A 20,827-nucleotide genomic window follows, 5' to 3' on the forward strand; every position below is an offset into this window, starting at 1 on the left:
GCGGTGTTGGGCGGGGCGGATGGGGGGGGTGGAATCGGGCCTCGACCTGCGGGTGGAGGTCGTCCGTCAGTACGGACTGCCCTGGGTGTCTTCTGCCTGAAGCCCGTGTCGCGCGTGGTCGGCGTTGTGGTGGTCGTGGCCGGTGTCGGGTGAGCCGCCCATCATGCGGAGCATGGACAGTCCGCCGGTCCTCCAGAAGCACACCAGAAGTACGGCGGCAAGGATGAGGAAGGCGATGTTGAGCCACGTGGTGTAGTTCCAGCTGAGGCCTTCCATGGGGACCTTCGCGTCGGCCTGGTCGGGGATCAGGCCCAGACCGCTGAAAGCGAATTCCACGATGTACCCGGCGATGACGATCGCAAGGTAGAACGTGCCGAGGAGGAAGGCGGCCGTCTTGGCGCCGTAGTACTTCCGGTAGATGTTGAGGATCGGCAGGATCAGCAGGTCGGCGAAGATGAACGCCACCACGCCGCCGAAGCTGATGCCTCCCTTCCACAGCACCACCGCCAGAGGAACGTTGCCGATGGAGCACACGAACGAGGCGATCGCCACCAGCGGTCCGATGACGGGCCCCCACAGCTTGGCGGCGAGCGGGTGGCCGTCGAAGAAGAAGGCACGCCAGAACGAGTCCGGGACCCAGGCGGCCATCGCGCCGGCGATGAACAGTCCCACGACCAGGTCGCGCAGGATCGCCGCCCATTCCATGACGAAGACGTGGCTGGTGGCGGTGAAGCCCTCCCGGCTGAACAGGCGGCTGGTGAAAGAGCCTTCGCGCGAGACAGACATGTCCATCGCCGCGTGGCCCTCCATCGACCCGGCCAGGCGCCTCTCCGCCTGTTGACGGGCCTGGCGCAGAAGCCGTTCGCGCAGGAACAGGCGGAAGAGAACGGCCAGCAGAGCGATCATGATGGGGCCGCCGACGAACTCTGCCGCAGTGAACTGCCAGCCCATCAACAGCGCGAGGATGACGCCGAGTTCGACGACGAGGTTGGTGGAGGCAATCTGGAAGGCCATCGCCGCGGTGAAGTGCGCGCCCTTGCGGAACAGCGAGCGGGCCAGCGCCACGGCAGCGTAGGAACAGGACGAGGACGCCGCGCCCAGGGCCGCGGCAACGGCGAGGGTGCGGGGCCGGTCGTCGCCGAGCACGGAGACGATGGTGGACTTGCGGACGACGGCCTGGACCACTGCGGACAGGGTGAAGCCGAGGATCAGGGCCCAGGTGATCTCCCAGGTCATGGACCCGGTGATCGACAGTGCGTGCAGTAGGGCGTGCATATGTGAAGCGTTCCCTCCGAGGCGCGGTACACGGCTGACGGACACACCCTCAGGCTCGTCGGGGAGCGGGTCTGCCAGGCCGGGGCGCGGGGCGCCGCCGCACGGGCGGCGCCCCGCTCGGGGTCAGCTGACGTGCAGGGTCAGGGCGGCGGTGTGGAGCGTGCCGGCGGTCTGGAACTGCAGGAACAGTCGCCAGTTGCCGGAGGTGGGCAGTTCGGCGTGGAAGTTCAGGTCCGGCCCGCCGTGGTCGCCGGTCACCTTGGTCGTGGGGTGGAGGTGGGCGAACGCGGCGTCGCCTTCGTGGAAGGCGGTCAGGTGGGCGTAGGTGTCCAGATAGGGCTGCAGGTCGGTGACCGGCTTGCCGTGCCTGGTGATGGAGACGGTCAGCGGGTGCGGCATGCCGGCCATGGGTTCGCCCTCGACGGTGACGGTGTACCCGTCGGCTTGCGTGCTGGTGGCGGGGGCGGGCAGCGGGGTCTTGGTGGCGTTTCCGGGCACGGTGAGAGTGCGTGAGAGCACGAAGTCCTTGCCCTTGCCGGGCCCGGCATCGGGGGTGAAGGAGGCGAACAGGCGCCAGGAGCCCGGTGCGAGAGAGGCCAGAGCAGCGGTCCAGGTGCCGTCGGCGGCCATGGTGGGATGGATGTGCTGGAAGCCGGTCAGGTCGGAGCGGATGGCGTAGAAGTGCATCCGCTTGGTCTGGTCGACAGCGAAGCCGGTGACCGGCCGGCCGTCAGGGCCCGCGACGATGAACCCGTAGGCGGTCTGCCTGCCGGACGGCAGGGTCGCGTCCTTGGAGGTGAGGCGGTAGCCGCCCTGGGTGTCGGACAGGCCGCTGCCGGCGGCCATGTGATCCATGCCGGGCATGTCCTCCATCGCTTGCGACGCGCTGGGTGAGGACGGCGCGGAGGACTTGCTGCCGTGGTCCATGCCCGGCATGGACGACGAGGAAGGATCGGAGGAGCCGCAGGCGGCCAGCGTCAGCGCGAGAGCGGCTGTGGCGCCGGCTGTGGCCAGGCCACGGCGATCCGTGGCGAAACGGGAGAAAAGAAACATCGAGGTTCGTCTTTCCGGGTGGGCGCACCACGCCGGGTGCGCGGAAACGAGCAGGGCACGGGGCCGATTCCGACCCAACCTGGGCCTGGATCCGGCGCGCGCCTGTCACGTCCGCGCGACGCACATGTGAAGCAGGAGATCTCGTCCGCCGCCTGGGGGCCCGCGCCGCCCCGTCCCGTCGGCTGCCGCCCGCAGTCGGGCCTGTGTCCACGGGGCGAGTACGGCGGCACCTGTCACGGCGAGCAGTCCGGGGGCGGGCAGGTGGGTGCGCTCATGAGGAGGGGTGCTGACGCACATCGTTCCGGGGGTACCGGAGGAGACACCGGCGGTCCGGACGGTGAGGTCGGAGCCGTGCCCGGTCGACGCATGGGTCATGAGTGGCGCGGTGGCGTCGTGGCCATTCGCCTTCGGTGAGACTGCGGCCATGACGCCGTGGCAGCCTTCCGCCGCCGTGGCCGGGGCGCCGTGCATGAGGAACAGCCCGAACAGCACCGCGCACACCGCCAGCAGCCGGGCAACGCCCCGCCTGCACGCCTGTGCGCTGTCCACGGCCGTACCCCTTCCGTCCCGTTCCGGCCTTGCCGTGCAACCATACCCCGCCAGGGTATCCACCACGCTGACTGGACGCGCCGCCTGATGGGCATCGACCGCAGCGCACCCGTGATCGTCGCCGTGCGGCGGTGAGCAACGGCGCTAACGCCTTCGCGTGGGACGGGGCTGCTGAGCTACTGGCTCTGAGGGCACCGATCGGTCTGCGGGCGAGCCGACAGGCTTCGGTTCGCATGGGCAGAGCGGCGCGTGAGGACCTTCCTGCGGTTGTGAGGCGCCGCGCACCTGGGGCGCCGCGCACCTGGGTGCAGCGGTCGTGGAGGATTCGGGAGCTGCCCGACGGACTGACCCCCTCCCCCGCGGCCATCCTCCACAGCAGGCTCACCTCGCCGACCTTGCCAAGAATGGGTCGGGTCCTCAGGCACCTATACGCGCGCCAACTGAGCCTTGGACCTTTGCCAGGCCGTGAACGTCGCCGCGATCTCAACAGCGGTCATGCCGCTGGAGGCCCGCGGCCGCGCCAACGCCTTGCAGCGGCTCGGCGCTGAGAACCTTGGGGCCGTCTGGCGGTGCCAGAGACACGGGGGCGTCGGGGACTGCCAGGGGGCCGTACGGCGTCGCGGGGGGACGCTCGACGAGTGCCTTGACCGGCCGGGGCCTTCCATCACCCGCCGAAGGCTGAGCGGACGGGTTGTGTGTGACTGAGCGCTCCGGTTGACCCGCGTGGTCAACCAGAGCGCCCGAAGAAAGTGCCGGCCGGTGCCGTCGCCGGTGGCGGGGTACCGACCCGTGTCCGGTCAGCGGCTGGCGAGGAGCTCCAGCGTGTCGATCACGCGGTTCGAGAAACCCCACTCGTTGTCGTACCAGGCGACCACCTTCACGTGACGGCCGTCCACTCGGGTGAGAGCCGAGTCGAAGATCGACGATGCGGGATTGCCCGTGATGTCGGACGACACGAGCGGGTCGTCGGAGTACTCCAGGATGCCGGCGAGCGACCCCTCCGCCGCCGTGCGGTAGGCCGTCAGCACGTCCGCGCGTGTCACGTCGCGGGCGACCGTCGTATTGAGTTCGACGATCGAGCCCACCGGCACCGGTACCCGGATCGAGTCGCCGGACAGCTTGCCGTCCAGGTTCGGCAGGACCAGGCCGATCGCCTTGGCGGCACCGGTCGTGGTCGGCACGATGTTGACGCCGGCCGCCCGGGCGCGGCGGGGGTCGCGGTGCGGACCGTCCTGCAGGTTCTGCTCCTGCGTGTAGGCGTGCACCGTGGTCATGAACCCGTGCTCGATCCCGGCCAGTTCGTCGAGCACCTTGGCCAGCGGGGCGAGCGCGTTGGTGGTGCAGGACGCGTTGGAGACGATCGTGTGCAGGTCCGGGTCGTAGGCGTCGGTGTTGACCCCGAAGGCGAGGGTGACGTCGGCGCCGTCCGACGGCGCGCTGACGAGCACCTTGCGTGCGCCCGCGTCGAGGTGGGCGCGGGCGGCCTTGGCCGAGGTGAAGCGGCCGGTGGCCTCCAGGACGATGTCGACTCCGAGTTCGGCCCACGGCAGCTGCGCCGGTTCGCGCTCGGCCAGCACCGCGATCCGGCGGCCGTCGACCACGAGGGCATCCCCGTCGGCGGACACCGGTCGTCCCAGCCGGCCGGCCGTGCTGTCGTAGGCGAGCAGTCGGGCGAGAGTGGCGGGCTCGGTGAGGTCGTTGACGGCGACGATCTCGAGGGCGCTGTCGCGCTCCAGCAGTGCGCGCAGCACATTGCGTCCGATGCGGCCGAATCCGTTGATGGCGATGCGAGTCATGAGTGATGTCCCTTCCCTTCCACACCAGGCTCGCCTGCGGAGGGCGCCGCTGACAGTGGCGGGATCGCCACGGTTCGAAAGGATCCCGCCACGATCCCGCTGCGCGGGGCCGGGCGGGTTACTCGCCGCGGGTGAAGGTGCGCCGGTACTCGCTCGGTGTGGTGCCCAGGATGCGCTGGAAGTGCAGACGCAGGTTCGCGCCGGTGCCGAGCCCGACGTCTGCGGCGATCTGTTCGACGCTGCGCTGCGAACGCTCCAGCAGTTCGCGGGCCAGGTCGATGCGGGCGCGCATCACCCACTGCATCGGCGTGTAGCCGGTCTCCTCGACGAAGCGCCGGGAGAACGTGCGCGGCGAGACGCCCGCCTGCCGCGCCAGCTGGTCGAGGGTGAGGGGCTCGCCGAGCCGGTGCAGCGCCCACTCGCGGGTGGTGCCGAAGCGCTCGCCGAACGGCTCGGGAACGCTGCGCGGCACGTACTGGGCCTGGCCGCCGCTGCGGTAGGGGGCCGCGACCAGGCGGCGGGCGGCATGATTCGAGGCGGCCACCCCGAGATCGCCGCGCAGGATGTGCAGGCACAGGTCGATGCCCGAGGCGGCGCCGGCCGAGGTGAGCACGCTGCCCTCGTCGACGAACAGGACGTTCTCGTCGACCCGGACGCGCGGATACCTGGCCATGAGTGCCCGCGTGTAGTGCCAGTGCGTCGTGGCGCGCCTGCCGTCGAGCAGGCCCGTGGCGGCGAGCGCGAAGGCGCCCGTGGAGATGGCGGCGAGCCGTGCGCCCCGCTCGTGGGCGGCGATCAGTGCGTCGACGACGGCCTGCGGCGGGTCGTCGCGGTCCGGGAACCGGTAGCCGGGAACGAAGACGATGTCGGCCCACGCAAGCGCGTCCAGGCCGTGGGCGACGGCGTACGACAAGCCATCGCCGCCGGTCACGAGACCAGGTGCCGCCCCGCACACCCGCACCTCGTACGGCATGCTCGCGCGGGTCGTGAACACCTGCGCGGGGATGCCGACATCAAGCGGCTTCGCGCCCTCGAGGACAAGGACAGCGACGCGATGCAGTCGGGAGGCTGGCACGGAAGAGAGGCTACGTGAGGCATGGCTTGGATACGCCCTCTGCATTGACCAGCCCGCCAGAGGCACGCGGCTTGGGCCGAGGCCACTGGCATTGGCTCCGGCCCTCTGTATCGGCGGGCGAGGACGGGTCAACCAGCGCACGAACGCCATGCTGCTGGCGCACCCCACCGTGCGTCCCTCGGGGCATGGCAGGAGGCTGGACTCATGGACCAGGTGATCGTGTATCCACCAGACAACCAGGGCGGCCGGCGCGTGCGGGCGGATGGCACGATCCTCGGGCGCGCCTACCGGCTCCGGGACGTCGTCGCCTTCCTGCAGGAGGCCGGCATGGAAGGGATCGACGACCTCGACGTCATCCGGTCCGACGACATCGAGTGGCGCGGCGGCGGCCCGGAGGTGTGGGGCTGGGGGACGTCAGGGGCTCGGTGAGAGCGGCGCCGGTCGACCGGGGCTGAACAGGCGATCGTGCGTTGGTGTTGGTAGTGCGAGCCCACGGCACGGACACCTCTCGTTACGCCCGCCCCGCTTGAGCTGGTGCGCAGACCGGGGCCCGTGGTGCGCTGGTGCCACGAACGGCTGGGCAGATGTCAGCGCGCCCCTCGCGGTCGAGGCCTGGGATCGGGGCGCTCCCCCGGCAGCCAGTGTGCGCTCGAGACCAGCGCAGAACCTGTACCGGGAGGCCGCGGTGATCCTTAACGAAAGCCCCTGGCCTGCGTAGGGGCTGCCACCGAGCCAGGACATGCCGTCGGTCAGTTCGCGCGCGGCGTCCAAGTGCCCACTGGGGCAAGCGACTTCAGTGAGCGCAGCACATGGATCAGAATGTGCCGCACGTCAGGCAGCCGCCGGTGCGCAGTTCGGCGTGGCGTTCCAGGGTGCTCGCCATCTGCGTCTGCCACCAGGCACGCGCTCCCCCGCCGGCTGGGGCCAGTTGGGCGGTCACCGGCACCCGGTTCCTGCCGGCCGAGCCCAGCAGTGTCATCGCGCGCCGATACCGCAGGGCAGAACTCGCGCTGACCCGGCGTGCGATTTGCTGCTGGTCCAGTCCGCCGTCGGGTGCCGTGTGCAGGGAGGGAACACCGGACGGCCACAAATTGGTCTAGTCCCTTCTTGGTCCAGACCATTGACCCACGCCTTGGCGGGCGCTATTCCAGTAGTCGGCAACTCCCCAGCTCCACAGGGACATTGGCCACCCCCTCCACACACCGGGACTGACATGAGACTCGTGCGTTCCTTCCGCGCAGCCCTCACCGCTGTCGCCACCGCGGCGGCCGCGACAGGCCTCGCCCTAGCGGGAACCGGCACCGCACAGGCCGCGACGCCACTGCCGAACCACGTCTTCGCCCCCTACTTCGAGGCCTGGACCGGCGAGAGCCCCGCCGCCCTGTCCGCGCAGTCGGGCGCCAAGCACCTGACGATGGCGTTCCTGCAGACCGCCGCCAAGGGCTCCTGCACGCCGTACTGGAACGGCGACACGAGCATGCCGATCGCCGCCTCGACCTTCGGCGCCGACATCAAGACGATCCAGAGTAACGGCGGCGACGTGATCCCCTCGTTCGGGGGTTACACGGCCGACACCACCGGCACCGAGATCGCCGACAGCTGCACCGACGTCCAGCAGATCGCCGCCGCGTACGAGAAGGTCATCACCACCTACGACATCTCGCGCCTCGACATGGACATCGAGGTCGACTCGCTGGACAACACCGCCGCCATCGACCGCCGCAACAAGGCGATCAAGGTGGTCGAGGACTGGGCCGCGGCAGGCGGGCGCAAGGTCGAGATCTCCTACACCCTTCCGACCACCACGCACGGCCTCGCGGACAACGGCGCGGCGCTGCTGCGCAACGCGGTCAGCAACGGCACCCGGGTCGACGTCGTGAACCTCATGACGTTCGACTACTACGACAACCAGGCTCACGACATGGCGAAGGACACCCAGACCGCCGCCCAGGGCCTGTACGACCTGCTCGCGCAGCTGTACCCGAGCAAGAGCCCGGCCCAGTTGTGGAACATGGTCGGCGTCACCGAGATGCCGGGCGTCGACGACTTCGGCAAGGCGGAGACCTTCAGCCTGGCCAACGCCCGGACCGTGTACGACTGGGCGGTCTCCAAGGGCATCAACACCCTGTCGTTCTGGGCACTGCAGCGGGACAACGGCAGCTGCGCGGGAGGTGCCGCCGCGGACAACTGCTCGGGCATACAGCAGAACACGTGGGACTTCACGCACGTCTTCGCGCCGTTCACCGGCGGCACCACCACCCCGTCCAACGACTTCTCCGTCGCGCTCAGCCCGGCCTCCGGCTCCGTGACCGCCGGCCAGTCCGTCACGGCCACCGTGAAGACGGCCGTGACGAAGGGGGACGCCCAGAGCGTGAAACTCAGCGTCAACGGGGCCCCGGCGGGCGTCACCGCCTCCCTCAGCCCGGCATCGGTCACCGCGGGCGGCACCTCCACGCTCACCCTGGCCACCTCCTCCGCCGCGGTCTCCGGCACCTACACGGTCACCGTGACCGGCGCGGGCGCCTCGGGCAGCCACTCGGCGGCCTACTCCCTGACCATCACCGGCGGCTCCGGCAACCAGTGCACGGACGCCCCGTGGGCCAAGGACAAGGTGTACACCGGCGGCCAGCGGGTCTCGTACAAGGGCCACTCCTGGAAGGCCAAGTGGTGGACGACGGGCGAGGAGCCCGGCACCACCGGCGAGTGGGGCGTCTGGCAGGACCTCGGCGCCTGCTGAACCGCCGCCCGTCACCCGGCCGGATGTACGGCCCCGCAGGAAGTCTCGGACAGGCGTCGCAAACCAGCCTCGTCCGCCAGGACCGCCTGCGGGGCCGCACTGCAATCAGCAGGCCTTCGTCCTCAGCAGGCGCTGCTGCTCCACGGTTCCCACGATTGAGTGGTCCCTTCCAGGAGTCCCAGCGCCTGACGCTCGTGCCGTTGATCGTTTTGGTTGATGGCGCGGCGAAGACGACCGCGGTGGGTTCGAGAGTGGTGGGGTGGGGTCTGTGGATGTGGTGCGGCAGTCTGCGGCGGCGGGCCGTGTGGTGCTGTGCGAGGAGTCGGCTCGGGACGGTGCTCAGGCCAAGACTCTGATGATGCCTGAGGCCAGAGTCCGGCTGGCCCGGAAGACGGGCCGTGTCTTCGGCATGGACGGGCCGAGGCATGTCGTGTTCGCGGCCGGTTTCCCGGCCGTGTGCGGTGAGGAGTTCGAGGCCGTGCGCCGGGTCGCGGTGGAAGCCGAGGGCGCGGTGAGCGTGGCGGCGGTGTGTCGCGGAGCCGGCGCGGATGTGGAGCAGGCCGTCGCGTCGGTGAGGGGGAGCCGGCATTCCCGGGTGATGGTGGTCGTCCCTGCTTCGGAGGCGATGGCACAGGTGATGGTCCACCGCTCGGCGGCGGAGGCGCTCCAGGCCGCGACCGATCTGGTCAAGCGGGCGCGGGATCTGGATGACGCGGTCGCGGTGGACGTGTGTCTGGCGGACGCCTCCCGCGCCGACCATGCATTGATGGCGCACAGTGCGCAGGTGCTGACGGACGCCGGTGCGGGGCTGGTCGTGTTGGCGGATACCGTGGGTGCTCAACTCCCCCGAGCCTGCCGGGAGATGTTCTCGCAGGTGAGGGCGGCCGCCGGTGACGAGGTGGTGCTCGCCTCCCACCTCCACAACGATCTCGGCCTCGGCCTGGCCAACACCTTGCAGGCGCTGGCCGCCGGAGTGCGGGTGGTGTCGGCGTCCTGGCTGGGCATCGCCGAACGGGCCGGCATGGTGACCACCGAGCAACTGCTCTTTCTCCTCGCCCGCCACAGTGCGGAAGTGCTGGGAGCGGATGCGGAGCCGTGGTGGACAGCGCCGGACCTGACCCGGCTCCCTGCCATCGCGCGTCTGGTGGCCGAGGAGACCGGAGTGCCGTTGAGCGTCACCACGCCGATCGTCGGTACCGGGGTGGGGACCATCTCCACCGGCACGCCCTTCGTCCACCCACGGCTCTTCCAGCCCTACGACCCGCACCAGGTCCTCGGCATCACACCGGATGTGGTCCTCACCCACCTGGCCAGCGCCCGCGTCGTCACCGCCGTCGCCGCACGGCTGGGCCACACGCTCGACCGCGAACAGACGCGGGCGGCGATGACGTGGGTGAAATCGCGTGCCTTCCGCACCGGCCGGGCCGTCGTCGACGACACGGCCTTCGCCGCTTACCTGGATGGGCTCACCGGCAACACCGCCAGGAGCACTTCGTGAGCCCGGCCGCCGCCGGGGTCCCGCCCCGCCCTGCGGCGACCCTGGTACAGGCGCGACGGGCCCTGGCCGCGGGCAGCGCGGTGGTGCTGCCGAATCCGCAGCCCTTGACCCACGTCGTCACCGCCACGAGTGCCGCCGCCGTCAACACGGCCAAGGGCCGCCCGGCGGGACAGCCCGTCGCTCTGTGGGCCCATCACCCCGACACCCTGCGCACGGTCGAACCCCTGTGGGCCCTGGCGCCCGAAGTCCGGACGCTGGCGCGGCGCCTGCTGGCCGAGGAGCACCTCACGGTACTCCTGCCCTTGCGGCCGGAGGCTGAGCAGCCGGCCTGGTTGGCGCCGGCGGCGAAGGACGGGTGGGCCTTGCTGTTCGGCGCCCGCTGGCAGCCGCTGCGCCCGCTCCTGGACGAACTGCCGGTGCTGTATGTCAGCAGCGCCAACCGCACCGGCCACCCACCCGCCGCCACCACCGACGACGCGTTGGCCATGTTCCCCGCCACCGTGCCCGTCCTCGGACCGCCGGAGCCTGCTGCCCCGCACGGTGGAGTGGCGAGACAGGCCACGACGACCGTGCGCGTGTGTCCGGACGGCCGGCTGCAACTGCACCGGCACGGGGCCCAGGACCGGACCTATGCCTGCGCCGAGGACTACCTGCACCACCTCCGCACGCGTGAATAGGTACGGCTCAGGTAGCGCCTGGCGCGCCGGCACGCCAGCCATGCTCAGGTGAGGCCACACCGCTGACGCACGCGCCTCCGCGGCTTCGGTCTCGTTCTGGGGCCGGTGCTGGTGCTGTATCCGCAGTGTGCCGCCTTTCGGGGAGACCTCAACGGATCACCGTCGAACGGAAGGCGCGAATTCAGGCGGTGCACTGAGCGTGTTCCCGGCTGAGGTAGTGCACTGTGGTGTGCCCGGCGTGCGGAGTCAGCAGTTGCTGCAGCTCGTTGGCGGCCATCTTGAGGAGGTGTCCGTCGCGGGTGGCGTGGAGGGTTTCCAGGATGAAGGCGACGTGGGTGGAGTCTTCGGTGACGCGGGTGCGGTGGGCGTCGCGGTGGTTCCAGTGCCGGGTCAGTACATCGGTGGTGTCGGCGTAGATGATCTCGCCGGGCTTGGGGCTCTCGACGGTGTCGGGTTCGCCGAGCGGGGTGAAGGATTCGCTGCCGTCGGCGTAGCGGATCTGGATGTCGCCGGTGACGTGGGCGAGGTCGAACGCTCCGGCGGGCAGGCCATGGCGGACGGAAACGGCGTTGTAGGAGTCAACAGCTGGGTTGATCCGGGGCAGGGTGCCCCTCTTCGCGAGGCGGCGGCCGAGGGCGTCGACGCTGGGGCGGATGCGGCGGGGGTTGGTGCCGAAGGAGCGGTAGGCGGTGTGCCAGGCCTCGATGCGCGGGTCACTCTCGTCGGCGGGCTGCCAAGTGCCGTCGGCGAGCTGCTGCTCCAGGTCCTGAAGGGCGGTGGTGGTGGCAGGCCATGGTTCGCGGCCCCGCAGGCCGGTGGCGGTGACGACGGCGATGAGAGTGTCGGGGAAGGCGTCGGCGACGGCGGGGCTGAGGCGGAAGGTGGTCATCGGTGGACGGATCCGTTCCGGGAGGGTGGGGCGGCCAGGGTCAGGCTTTCCAGGGGCCCACGCGATCGAGGCGGCGCAACTGCTGGGCTGCGGTGGGCGCGTCCAGGCCGGTGCCGCGGTCGGTGAGCCGGCGGGCGGTGTCGGTGCGCTGCTCGACGGGTTTGTGGTCGTCGTACTTGAACTTGGCGCAGACCTCGGTGATGTCCAGGCGCAGGCCGCGGATGCCGGGCAGCATCCGTCCGTAGGGCGGCTGGTCGGCCACGATGGGGGCGTGGTCGCCGTCGGGTTGGAAGTGGGCCATCTGGCGGCGCAGCAGCTCGGCCTTGGCCTCGGGGTCGTCGATGACCGTGGCTTGGCAGGTGAACTGGACGGCCGCGTAGTAGCTGGTGGGGACGCCGTCGGTGGGCGGGATGTCGGGCTTGGCGCGCCAGGGCCCGGGGATGAAGGCGTAGTCGCCGGTGACGGTGAAGGTGACGTGCGGGTCGGCTTCGATCGTCTCCCAGACGGGGTTCGCCCGGGCGAGGTGGATCAGCAGAGCGGCGCCGTCGACGGTGAAGTGGGTGGGTACGACGATCGGCGCCCGGCCGGGCAGGCCGTTGACGCTGAGGACGCCGAAATCGTGACCGTCGGCGATCCAGGTCTGCCACTCGGCGTCGTCCAGTGCGGCGTCCCAGGGCTGGATGAACATGCGCGGTCCTTCGGGGCGGGGCGGGGTCAGGTGAGGGCGAGGAGGCTGACGGCAACGGCGGCGGTGCCGAGGCCGATCAGTTGCCCGCGGTGGATCCGTTCCGCGAGGACACTGCGGGCGAGCAGGACGGTGCCGGCCGGATACAGGGCGGTGATCACGGCGACGACGGCCAGGTCGCCGCTGCGGGCGGCGAGCAGGAACAGCAGGTTGGCCACCGAGTCCAGTACGCCGGCCGTCGCCGACATGGCGTATGCGGGCTTCTCCGTCCCCAGCCTGCGGTACATCAGGCCGGCCGCGGCCAGTGTGACCGCCGAGGAGACGGCGCGGCCGATGATCAGCGGGCCGACTCCGCTCTCCGTCGGCGCCTGGTGCAGGAAGACCAGCTGCAGCGCGATGGCGGCACCGGCCCCGAAGGCCAGCAGCAGCGCGGTGCGCGACGGGCGGACGGCACCGGCGCCGTGTCCGGCGCTGACCAGCACCACCGCAGCCAGCGCCAGCGGCAGACCGACCAGCCCGGCCGGGCCCAGGCGCTCGCCCTGGAACAGCCCGACGCCGACCGGCAGCATGGCCGAGACCAGCGCGGTGATGGGTGACAGGACGTTCATCGGGCCGATCGCGAGCGTGCGGTAGAGCAGGGCGAACGCCGCGGCCGACGCGACGCCGGACGCCGCGCCCCAGCCGAGGGTCGCCGGGTCGAAGGAGGCGCCGAGGAAGGGCCACAGCAGCAGCTCGACGGTGAGCGAGGCCGGGGCGGCGATCATCACGGTGCGCAGAACATGTGCCTTGCGGGCGCCGAGGCCGCCGAGGAAGTCGGCGCATCCGTAGGCCAGGGAGCTGCCCAGGGCCAGCAGCAGAGCGATCACGGGTACATCCCTTACTATCAATGGAACGACTACACCGTACAGCGCACCGACCGAGAGTCGCCAACCAAACGACCGCACGGTGCAGTGGAGTGATCCATCTGTCGGGAGGGGTGACAGCGATGGCCGAGACCGAGGCGGCACTGCGGACGCTCGCGCACAATGTCAGGGCGGCCCGCACCCGCGCCGGGCTGTCCCTGGATGAACTCGGCCGGCGCGCCAAGGTCAGCAAGGGCGCCCTGGTCGGACTGGAGAAGGCACAGGGCAACCCGAACTTCGCCACCCTGGTCCGCCTCGCGGACACTCTGGGCGTCTCGGTGTCCGCGCTGATGGAGGGGCCGGCCGAAGGCCGTGTCCGGGTCGTTTCCGCCGACGCCGTCATGCCCTTGTGGGCCGGGGAGAGGGGTGGCGAGGCGCGGCTCATGCTGACCACCTCCGGACCGGCCCCGGTCGAGGTCTGGCGCTGGACACTGGAACCGGGCGAGGAGTACCCCAGCCACCCGCATCAGAGCGGTGTCGTGGAGACCGTCAGCGTCACCGCCGGGCAGATGGTGCTCGTCGTCGACGGCACCGAGCATCCTGTCGAGGCCGGGCAGACTGCCACCTTCGACGGGGACGCCCCGCACACCTATCGCGGCTCGGGCACCTCAACCTGCCACCTGATCATGACCGTTCACATTCCGCCCGGTCCCGCTTCCACGAACTGACCTGGTTCGGCTACAGGTCGAGGACAACCTCGGTGGCCGATTGCGGCTTTCGAGCCGCCCGCTCCTCCGGCCTGTTGGCCGGCATGCACGGCGAGGCCCCACGCCGCCAGTCCGACGGCTTGGCCCCGGTAGGTTTCACCGCTCGCGATCCGGGCCTTGTTCCGGGCGAACTCCCGCTCAGCTGCGGACAGCTGCCGGGGCACGCATCCGGCGCCGGATCGTCGCCGAAAGCTGCCCCCTGCGCGCCCCCCTCGCGCTCCTGGTCGAGCCGATGCCCCCTTGCGCGCTCGACATCACCTCGCCAGAGTTCGGAATCAGGCGCTCAGGAAAACGATGAGGAGGGTTCATGCCCCACAACCTCAGCCCGGCAGCCCGGCCCGCACCGCTCACTTGGCGCGGGCTCACAGCTGTTGGCACCGCGCTGACTGCCGCCGGCACACTGCTCCTGGCGACCGCGACACCGGCAAGCGCCGAGGTGAAGTCCACCTGCGGCAGCTACATCTGCGTCGCCACCGCCTATCAGGGCCGCGACTACGTCCAGGACATCACCGTCACCACCAGGGATGGCCTGTCGGGGACACTGCGCGCCTTCGTCGGCGACTACCGGGGGAGCAAGGCGAACGTCTCGCGGTGGCGGTTCGTCGTCAACCGGGAGATCAGGGCCTACCCGCGGCTGGCCGTGTGCGGCGGTCTCGACCGCGGCGGGCGGGTCATCGAGAACCACTGCGTGATGATCCCCTGATGAGCCCTGACACGGTCATGCTGTCGCGATCAGCGTCAGCAGGACAGCGCCGACGACCGAATGGTGAAGGGCGCTGACACCTACGACGCGTTCGGCCGCTCCACCGCCCTGCCCAGCGCCCCACGGCGATACCCGGCCGGCTACTTCACTTCAACACCCTGGGCTTGTCTCTCCGAGGCAATGTGCAAGGCGGAGCAAGTAGTACGCCCCCGCGACGCCTCCGGTCACCGCGGCGACGGTGTCCGTGTCACCGCCGAGGTCGATCGCCGCGCGTATCGCGTCTTCGAAGCTGGTGGTGGTGCGCAGGGCCCAGACGGCAGAGCCCAGGCAGGGCCAGACGGCACCGTTGAACCGTGGGTGAGGGCAGCAATGCAATGCGGCGGGCCGCGTCCAGGGTGGCTTCTTGGCCGGCGGCCGCGAAGTGGACCGCGGAGGTCGACGCCCGCATCAACGAGCCGTTTCCCGCTGCTCGCTGGTTGACCTGAAAATGGATGGCGGCGGCGAGGTCCCAGGGCATGCCGTTGGTCAGGACGTCTTCGGTCTGCAAGCCGATGTCCTTCGGTTCTGCTGCCGCCCACCGCTGGAAGCGGGCGAAGATGTCCGGCGGATCCAGTTCGCCCCGCTCCAGCAGCGATTCCGCGACCAGGATGGCCATCTGCGTGTCATCAGTGGCCTCGCCGGGATCCCAGCCGCCGCCCCCGCACATCTCGCCACCACCGCCAGGGGCGGGAAATCGCGCGGAGAACGCTCCCTGGGGACCGAACTCGAACGGGCCGCCCAGGGCGTCACCCACCGCTGAGCCGACGACCGCGCCAGCGGCCCGCTGCACCCGCTGTATCCGCTTCATTCGCGCAGGCTACCTACGCCACGCCGAGGGCCGCGCGGCCCTACTCGGACACCGCCCAGGACCAGCCGACCGGGCCCCGGCTTCTGGCTCCCCTCCCCTTCGGTATCGAGGCCGTCGTTACTGATCGGTGTTTCGGGGATCGCGTCGTCGCGCTGACCCAGTGTCACCGGAGCGTGGTGGGGCGCGGACGACCGTGGGGTCAAGCAGCCGACGCCGCTCGGTGTCGTCTCCGGGTCACGGCGTGACCTCGTGCTGGATGTCCTTGCGCGAGGCGGCCAGGTAGCCCACGAAACCGAGGATGGCCACTGTCCAGGACAGTGTGACCGGTCCCAGACCGAGCCCGAGCCCGCCCCGGTCGTGGCCGAGGGCCATCCAGTCGGCGACGGAGGCGCCGAGCGGGCGGGTGATGACGTACGCGGCCCAGAACGCGGTCACCGCGTCGAGGCCGCGCCAGCGATGCGCGACGGCCGGAACAGCGATCGCGGCCGCATACAGGACCGCCGAGCCCAGGTAACCCAGGCCGATCGTGGCGGTGAGATCCCCAGCGGCGGTGCCCAGAGCGAACGTGGCCAGCACAGCGGCCCAGTAGAACGTCTCGCGGCGCCGGGTGTGGATGCTGTGGATGGACAGGGTGCCTTCGCTGCGGAACCACAGGACGAAGACGGCGGCCAGCGCGGCCAGGAAGAACGGAGTGGAGAGCGTGTACGGCACCCCGGCACCGACGTGCAGGACGTCGGCGGCCATCGTCCCGAACACGCTGACCATGACGATCGCCGTCCAGTAGATCCACGCCACGTACCGCCGGACAGCGAACTGCAGCACCAAGGCGGCCGCCAGGGCGATCCCGCCCAGACCGACGGCAGGGATCGGTCCGAGTACGTGGGCCAGATAGTCGGAGGCCGTCTCCCCCATCCCGGTCGTCAGCACCTTGATGATCCAGAAGTAGACAGTCACCTCCGGCACCTTGCTCGCCGCGTGACGGATGTGGCCTGCGGGCCGGTTGTGCGTGAGGTGATCGGTCGACATGACAGGCACGATGACATGCGGTCCAGCCGTTTCCCTAGACCCCTTTGCCAGAGTTTTGACGCTTGTGGACCTTGAATTGCCCCACACCGCGCCGGGCCTGAACACAACCTGAACGCGGCGGCCGATGGGCTGGTCAGCGGCGTGCAACCAGTGCTATCCCATGGGCCGGGTGGCGCTAGGCCCCGAGTCCGAGCCGTTCTTCAGGCTCCGGCTGAGGCCGACGGTGCATCGGTGATCCCGGACGTGGAGCGGCCGGTGCGTCTCCTGCCGAGGAGGTGCACCGGCCGCCCGTGATGACGAAGCCGTTGTGATCAGTTCTTACGGCTCTTGAGGCGCCGTACGTCGAAGGACCAGATGCCGCGTCCGTGCGTGGCGGCGTACAGCTTGCCGTCGGGGCCGAGGCGCAGCTGCATCACGGCCGTGCTCGGCAGGGCGTGGCCCAGGACCTCCCACTGCGTGGCCCCGGCCGGCCGGTAGAAGGTGGCCAGGTCGGTGCCCAGGGCGAGGCCGCCGTTCGGGAGGACCTTCACGGTGTTGGCCGGTACGTCGGGCAGGTTGGCCGAGACGTCCGTCCAGTCGGCGCCGCCGTTCTTCGACTCGAAGACGTGGCCGACGCCGGCGCCGGGGCCCTCGGTCCACTTGCGGGAGAAGCCGTTGATCGCCACGAACACGTGCTGGGCGTCGGCCGGGTCGATGTCGAAGCCGGAGATGTAGCGGTTCGGGATGGTGCCGTCGACCGGCAGGTTGAGCTGGTGCCAGCCGGTGCCGTCGGCGTTGCCGACCGCGATGCCTCGGGTGAAGCCCTGGTTGTTGCAGGGGCCGCACCAGCCGACGTAGACGGTGCCGCCGGAGGACGCCACGGCGGTGGCCGTGTGGCCCTCGCCGAGGTCGTAGGCGTCTGCCCACTCCTTGCCGGAGCGGATGGCGAAGCCCTTGGTGTTCACCCACACGTGCCGGCCGCCGGCGATCCAGGTGCTGGTGTTCTTGGCGTCGGCGGCGATCGGCGCGATGAAGCGGGCGCCCGCGCCGCCCTGGTCCTTGTCCGGCGGGGCGACTTCGTACTCGGTGGCCTTGGTCGGGTCGGTGGTCCACGAGCCGTCGTTCACACCGCAGTTCTGGGTGACCCACATGTCGAGGTAGACGTATTCCTCGGCGATGTCGCAGCCGTTGGCGGGGTTTGTGATGGTGTCGCCGCCGTCGCCGCCGAAGTCGGAGCCCATGACCTTGTCGCGGCCGCGCAGGATGGACTGGCCGTTGTCCTGCAGGCCGCCGGTGACCGAGACGCCGCCGCCCGCGAGGTCCTTGCCGACGCCGACGGAGTAGTACTGGAGGGTGTCGAGGGTGCCGTCGTTGAGGGACTGCCAGTCCTTGGCGTGGCCGCCGGAGTCGACGGCGCCGTTGAGCGGGCGGCGGTAGATTCCGCCGTCGTTGCCGACGTACGCCCAGCTCTTGCCCTTGTAGGTGCCGATCGCGACCGCGTGCTGGTCGGAGTGCGTGGTCGGCGAGCAGTCACCGGTCTGCTTGGCCGGGTCGATGCTCCAGCAGGGGAAGGGGAAGTTCCAGTACGGGCCCGGGGTCGTCCAGGTCGAGCCGCCGTTCTTGGTCTCGAAGACCTCCTCCAGACCGAGGTAGACGTGGTCGGCGTTGGCGGGGTCGACCTGGAGGAACTGGTTGTACCAGGACTGGATGCCCGGCTGGTAGCCGTCGCCCTGGAGGGCGGATCCGGACGCCTTCAGCTTGGTGTAGTCCGCGATCAGTGTCCACGGCCCGAACGGCGAGCCGTTCTTGGACACGTACACGCCCTTGAGGCCGCTGTCCGGGTTGGAGTTGGTCATCGCCGGGGACTGGTCGATGGCGTACAGGCGCGACCCGTCGGCCGCGGCTGCGAAGGTCATGTTGCCGACGTCGTCGCTGCTGGTGGGCAGGTCGCCGAGTCCGCCGGCCGGCTTCCAGGTGCCGTCGGCCTGGCGGGCGTACAGGCCGTTGTAGGTGTCGCCACCGCGCCAGCCGACCGCGAGCAGGACCTTGTCCGGGTCCTTGGGGTCGACGGCGATGTCGTTGGCGATGTTCTTGTACGGCGCGCTCGGGTCGTCCGCCTTCGAACCGCCGGGCAGGTAGTCGGGGTTGGGTGCGAACTCCTGCTTCCACGGCCCGGAGAGGGTCGTGGTCGAGTGCGACCAGACGCCGGTGCTCGTGGCGGCCCACACCTTGGTGCCGGCGAAGCGCAGCGCGTGGATGACGGTGGACTCCAGTTCCGCGCCGCCCACGCGGTCGCCGGGCTGGAACTGGCCGTGGCGCGGGTCCTTCAGGACGTACACGCCCGTGCCGACGAAGGACGTGGCCCCGGTGTTGGACTCGCCGGTGGCGTACCAGAGCCGGTTCCTGCCGTCCAGGGCGAGCGTGCCGGTCGACAGGGAGGGCAGCTTGTCGGCGATCGGCTTCCAGTGGCCGCCGCCGGTCGTGGACCGGAAGACGCCGCCGTTGGCACCGCCGGCGTACACATCGCCCTGGCTGTCGGCGGCGATCCCGGTGATGCGGCCGGTCACCTGCCCGGCGCCGCCACTGGAGTTGGAGTTCACATCCCGGTAGCGGGGGTCGTCCGAGTCGTACGGCTTCTTCGTGACGTGGTCCCAGCTGCCAAAGGTGTGCCGCATGGACTGCAGCTGCTGCCAGGCAGCGCCGTAGGCGCCCGGTGCGACCACGCCGGGTGCGGTGCGGGCCTCGGTGAACTGGGCCGTGGACTCGGCGGAGTTCTCCGCCTCGTCGGCGCCGTCGTCATCGCCTTCGGCGGTGAAGGCGGACATGGCGTTGCCCGCGTGCACCGCCTTGATGTGCTGCCGGCCGATGGCGGCCTGGTGGCGCGCCTGCCAGGGCCGGGGTCCGCTGTCGGCCGGGGCCGCGGACGCCTGGGTGCTTACCAGTCCGAACGCGGCGGCCACGACGGTGCAGGTCATGAACCGTCGCTGATGTCTTGGGGGCAGCATGCCCACTCCTCCCTGCGCCGGGATGCATGGGGGTGTCCCCGGGCGCAGAGGGGATCTTGGCGTGAGCACAACAGTCACACATAGGACTCACCTGAAAAATGGCGTGGTGTTTACCTTCCGGCCCACATCCACCGAACTTCCTTTAAATCTCAGCTATTTCGGGTCATCGTCCGTGACGTCGGTCGTCTGCGCGTGCCGCAGGGCGGGCAGGGCGCAGGCGAGGACGAGCGCGGCGACGCCGGAGACCAGGAGGGGGCCCTGGCCGTCGGAGCCCCAGGCGAGTCCCGCCCACAGCCCCGCCAGCAGGATCGCGGCTCCGGTCGCGCCCTGGTAGAGGCCCTGGGCGGTGCCCTGTTGGCGGTCGGGGACGAGGGTGGAGATCCAGGCTTTGCCGACCCCGTCGGTGCAGGCGGCGAATCCGCCGTACAGCGGCAGGACGACGAAGACGAGCCAGGGCGTGTGGATGAGGGCGAGGCCGAGATAGCCGGCGGCGAAGAAGAGCAGGCCGGCCGCGAACACGAGAGGGCGGGGCAACCGGTCGGACAGGGCCCCGGCGGGATAGGACAGTGCCGCGTAGGCCACGTTGTAGACCACGTACGCGCCGACGACCCCGGCCGTGGACAGGCCCAGCTCGTGGGCGCGCAGCAGGAGCAGCGCGTCGGGGAAGTTGACCAGGTTGAAGGCGACCAGCGCGGCCAGGACACGCCAGTACGGGCGGGGCAGCGAGCGCCAGGGAGTCCGTACGGCCTTCACCGACGGGTCGGCCGCCCTGCGGCCCGGGTCGTGGACGGCGGCGACCAGGGCGACCGAGGCAACGGCAGGGATCACCGCCACCCAGAACAGCGGCCGCAGACGGTGGTCGAGCGCCTCGTACAGCGCGAGGCCCACCAGTGGGCCGACGACGGCGCCCGCGGTGTCGGCGGCCCGGTGCAGCCCGAACACCCTGCCCCGCTGCCCGGCAGGGACCCCGTCGACGAGCAGGGCGTCGCGCGGTGCACCCCGCATGCCCTTGCCGAGCCGGTCGACCACCCGCGCCACCAGCACCATCGGCCACACGGTGGCGAGCGCGACGAGCACCTTGCCGAGCGCGGCCAGCCCGTACCCCGCGCCGATCAGGGGCCGGCGCGGGAACCGGTCGGCGAGGCGCCCGGCGGCGACCTTGGTGACGGAGGCGGCGCCCTCGGCCAGGCCCTCGATGGCGCCGACCACGGCGGGCGGCGCCCCGAGGACCACGGTCAGGAAGATCGGCAGGATGGGATAGAGGAGCTCGCTGGCGGCGTCCTGCAGGAAGGACACCCCGCACAGCACCTTGACGTTGCGGGTCAGCCATGACGGCCGTCCGGCCGGTGGGGGTGTCGCCGTGGTGGGTCCGGTCACGGGTGCAGGATCTCCGGGAAACGGCCGGGTGCCAAGGCGACGTCGGA

General features: G+C 70.6%; 18 protein-coding genes and 1 pseudogene. 6 read left to right on the forward strand and 13 right to left on the reverse strand.

Annotation, left to right across the window (positions count from 1 at the left end):
• Positions 1–66: 66 nt before the first annotated feature.
• The 5 genes from AC0B9F_RS11385 to AC0B9F_RS11405 all read right to left on the reverse strand — a co-directional run bounded on the left by AC0B9F_RS11385 (position 67) and on the right by AC0B9F_RS11405 (position 5,748).
• A complete protein-coding gene (locus AC0B9F_RS11385) occupies positions 67–1,275 on the reverse strand; it encodes a permease (protein ID WP_472001200.1) in 1,209 nt (402 codons plus the stop codon).
• 123 nt (positions 1,276–1,398) lie between these two features.
• Positions 1,399–2,328 carry a hypothetical protein gene (locus AC0B9F_RS11390; protein ID WP_472001202.1) on the reverse strand — a complete coding sequence of 310 codons (930 nt, stop codon included), beginning with the start codon at positions 2,326–2,328 and terminating at the stop codon, positions 1,399–1,401.
• A 105-nt stretch (positions 2,329–2,433) separates the two neighbouring features.
• Complete coding sequence (locus tag AC0B9F_RS11395) at positions 2,434–2,877, reverse strand: hypothetical protein (RefSeq protein WP_472001204.1); 444 nt, start codon at positions 2,875–2,877, stop codon at positions 2,434–2,436.
• A gap of 797 nt (positions 2,878–3,674) precedes the next feature.
• Positions 3,675–4,673 carry a type I glyceraldehyde-3-phosphate dehydrogenase gene (gene gap / locus AC0B9F_RS11400; RefSeq protein ID WP_472001206.1) on the reverse strand — a complete coding sequence of 333 codons (999 nt, stop codon included), beginning with the start codon at positions 4,671–4,673 and terminating at the stop codon, positions 3,675–3,677.
• Positions 4,674–4,791: 118 nt separating this feature from the next.
• Entirely contained in the window at positions 4,792–5,748 is a 957-nt protein-coding gene (locus AC0B9F_RS11405; RefSeq protein WP_472001207.1) for a GlxA family transcriptional regulator, read from the reverse strand.
• Between the two features lie 204 nt (positions 5,749–5,952).
• Between AC0B9F_RS11405 and AC0B9F_RS11410 the strand changes: the two genes are divergently transcribed.
• Positions 5,953–6,177 (forward strand): hypothetical protein, encoded by a 225-nt coding sequence (locus tag AC0B9F_RS11410; protein ID WP_472001209.1) that lies wholly within the window; start codon positions 5,953–5,955, stop codon positions 6,175–6,177.
• A gap of 385 nt (positions 6,178–6,562) precedes the next feature.
• On the opposite strand, the gene AC0B9F_RS11415 is transcribed toward AC0B9F_RS11410, so the two are convergent.
• Entirely contained in the window at positions 6,563–6,727 is a 165-nt protein-coding gene (locus AC0B9F_RS11415; RefSeq protein WP_472001210.1) for a hypothetical protein, read from the reverse strand.
• Between the two features lie 234 nt (positions 6,728–6,961).
• On the opposite strand from AC0B9F_RS11415, the gene AC0B9F_RS11420 reads away from it, so the two are divergent.
• The 3 genes from AC0B9F_RS11420 (at position 6,962) to AC0B9F_RS11430 (ending at position 10,660) form a co-directional block, all read left to right on the forward strand.
• Positions 6,962–8,485, forward strand: coding sequence for a glycosyl hydrolase family 18 protein (locus AC0B9F_RS11420; protein WP_472001211.1), 1,524 nt, complete (start codon positions 6,962–6,964; stop codon positions 8,483–8,485).
• A 307-nt stretch (positions 8,486–8,792) separates the two neighbouring features.
• Complete coding sequence (locus AC0B9F_RS11425; protein ID WP_472002119.1) at positions 8,793–9,983, forward strand: 2-isopropylmalate synthase; 1,191 nt, start codon at positions 8,793–8,795, stop codon at positions 9,981–9,983.
• Positions 9,980–10,660, forward strand: a complete 681-nt coding sequence (locus AC0B9F_RS11430) for a Sua5/YciO/YrdC/YwlC family protein (RefSeq protein ID WP_472001213.1) — start codon at positions 9,980–9,982, stop codon at positions 10,658–10,660. The genes AC0B9F_RS11425 and AC0B9F_RS11430 overlap by 4 nt, the downstream gene beginning before the upstream one ends.
• 181 nt (positions 10,661–10,841) lie before the next feature.
• On the opposite strand, the gene AC0B9F_RS11435 is transcribed toward AC0B9F_RS11430, so the two are convergent.
• Genes AC0B9F_RS11435 through AC0B9F_RS11445 form a run of 3 tightly spaced genes read right to left on the reverse strand, consistent with a single transcriptional unit; the run spans position 10,842 to position 13,100 of the window.
• Entirely contained in the window at positions 10,842–11,549 is a 708-nt protein-coding gene (locus AC0B9F_RS11435) for a B3/B4 domain-containing protein (protein WP_472001215.1), read from the reverse strand.
• Between the two features lie 40 nt (positions 11,550–11,589).
• Positions 11,590–12,237: an FMN-binding negative transcriptional regulator gene (locus AC0B9F_RS11440; RefSeq protein ID WP_472001216.1), complete on the reverse strand. Its 648-nt coding sequence runs from the start codon at positions 12,235–12,237 to the stop codon at positions 11,590–11,592.
• 26 nt (positions 12,238–12,263) lie between these two features.
• The gene (locus AC0B9F_RS11445) at positions 12,264–13,100 is read right to left on the reverse strand and encodes an EamA family transporter (RefSeq protein ID WP_472001218.1); all 837 of its coding nucleotides are present in this window, start codon (positions 13,098–13,100) and stop codon (positions 12,264–12,266) included.
• Between the two features lie 119 nt (positions 13,101–13,219).
• On the opposite strand from AC0B9F_RS11445, the gene AC0B9F_RS11450 reads away from it, so the two are divergent.
• A complete protein-coding gene (locus AC0B9F_RS11450) occupies positions 13,220–13,804 on the forward strand; it encodes a helix-turn-helix domain-containing protein (RefSeq protein ID WP_472001220.1) in 585 nt (194 codons plus the stop codon).
• Between the two features lie 346 nt (positions 13,805–14,150).
• Entirely contained in the window at positions 14,151–14,546 is a 396-nt protein-coding gene (locus AC0B9F_RS11455; protein ID WP_472001223.1) for a hypothetical protein, read from the forward strand.
• Positions 14,547–14,696: 150 nt separating this feature from the next.
• On the opposite strand, the pseudogene AC0B9F_RS11460 reads toward AC0B9F_RS11455, so the two are convergent.
• The 4 genes and pseudogenes from AC0B9F_RS11460 to AC0B9F_RS11475 form a co-directional block, all read right to left on the reverse strand.
• Positions 14,697–15,384, reverse strand: a pseudogene (locus AC0B9F_RS11460) (ADP-ribosylglycohydrolase family protein).
• Positions 15,385–15,627: 243 nt separating this feature from the next.
• Complete coding sequence (locus tag AC0B9F_RS11465; RefSeq protein WP_472001225.1) at positions 15,628–16,419, reverse strand: COG4705 family protein; 792 nt, start codon at positions 16,417–16,419, stop codon at positions 15,628–15,630.
• A 311-nt stretch (positions 16,420–16,730) separates the two neighbouring features.
• Entirely contained in the window at positions 16,731–19,403 is a 2,673-nt protein-coding gene (locus AC0B9F_RS11470) for a glycosyl hydrolase (protein WP_472001226.1), read from the reverse strand.
• 153 nt (positions 19,404–19,556) lie between these two features.
• Positions 19,557–20,780 (reverse strand): MFS transporter, encoded by a 1,224-nt coding sequence (locus AC0B9F_RS11475; protein ID WP_472001229.1) that lies wholly within the window; start codon positions 20,778–20,780, stop codon positions 19,557–19,559.
• Positions 20,781–20,827 lie beyond the last annotated feature (47 nt).

Source organism: Streptomyces sp. NPDC097129, from assembly GCF_055668065.1.

Coding starts and splice junctions, on each gene's coding strand:
- AC0B9F_RS11385 (WP_472001200.1), bottom strand. CDS start 1,275: ATGCACGCCCTACTGCACGCACTGTCGATCACCGGGTCCATGACCTGG.
- AC0B9F_RS11390 (WP_472001202.1), bottom strand. CDS start 2,328: ATGTTTCTTTTCTCCCGTTTCGCCACGGATCGCCGTGGCCTGGCCACA.
- gap (WP_472001206.1), bottom strand. CDS start 4,673: ATGACTCGCATCGCCATCAACGGATTCGGCCGCATCGGACGCAATGTG.
- AC0B9F_RS11410 (WP_472001209.1), top strand. CDS start 5,953: ATGGACCAGGTGATCGTGTATCCACCAGACAACCAGGGCGGCCGGCGC.
- AC0B9F_RS11415 (WP_472001210.1), bottom strand. CDS start 6,727: ATGACACTGCTGGGCTCGGCCGGCAGGAACCGGGTGCCGGTGACCGCC.
- AC0B9F_RS11420 (WP_472001211.1), top strand. CDS start 6,962: ATGAGACTCGTGCGTTCCTTCCGCGCAGCCCTCACCGCTGTCGCCACC.
- AC0B9F_RS11435 (WP_472001215.1), bottom strand. CDS start 11,549: ATGACCACCTTCCGCCTCAGCCCCGCCGTCGCCGACGCCTTCCCCGAC.
- AC0B9F_RS11440 (WP_472001216.1), bottom strand. CDS start 12,237: ATGTTCATCCAGCCCTGGGACGCCGCACTGGACGACGCCGAGTGGCAG.
- AC0B9F_RS11450 (WP_472001220.1), top strand. CDS start 13,220: ATGGCCGAGACCGAGGCGGCACTGCGGACGCTCGCGCACAATGTCAGG.
- AC0B9F_RS11455 (WP_472001223.1), top strand. CDS start 14,151: ATGCCCCACAACCTCAGCCCGGCAGCCCGGCCCGCACCGCTCACTTGG.
- AC0B9F_RS11465 (WP_472001225.1), bottom strand. CDS start 16,419: ATGTCGACCGATCACCTCACGCACAACCGGCCCGCAGGCCACATCCGT.
- AC0B9F_RS11470 (WP_472001226.1), bottom strand. CDS start 19,403: ATGCTGCCCCCAAGACATCAGCGACGGTTCATGACCTGCACCGTCGTG.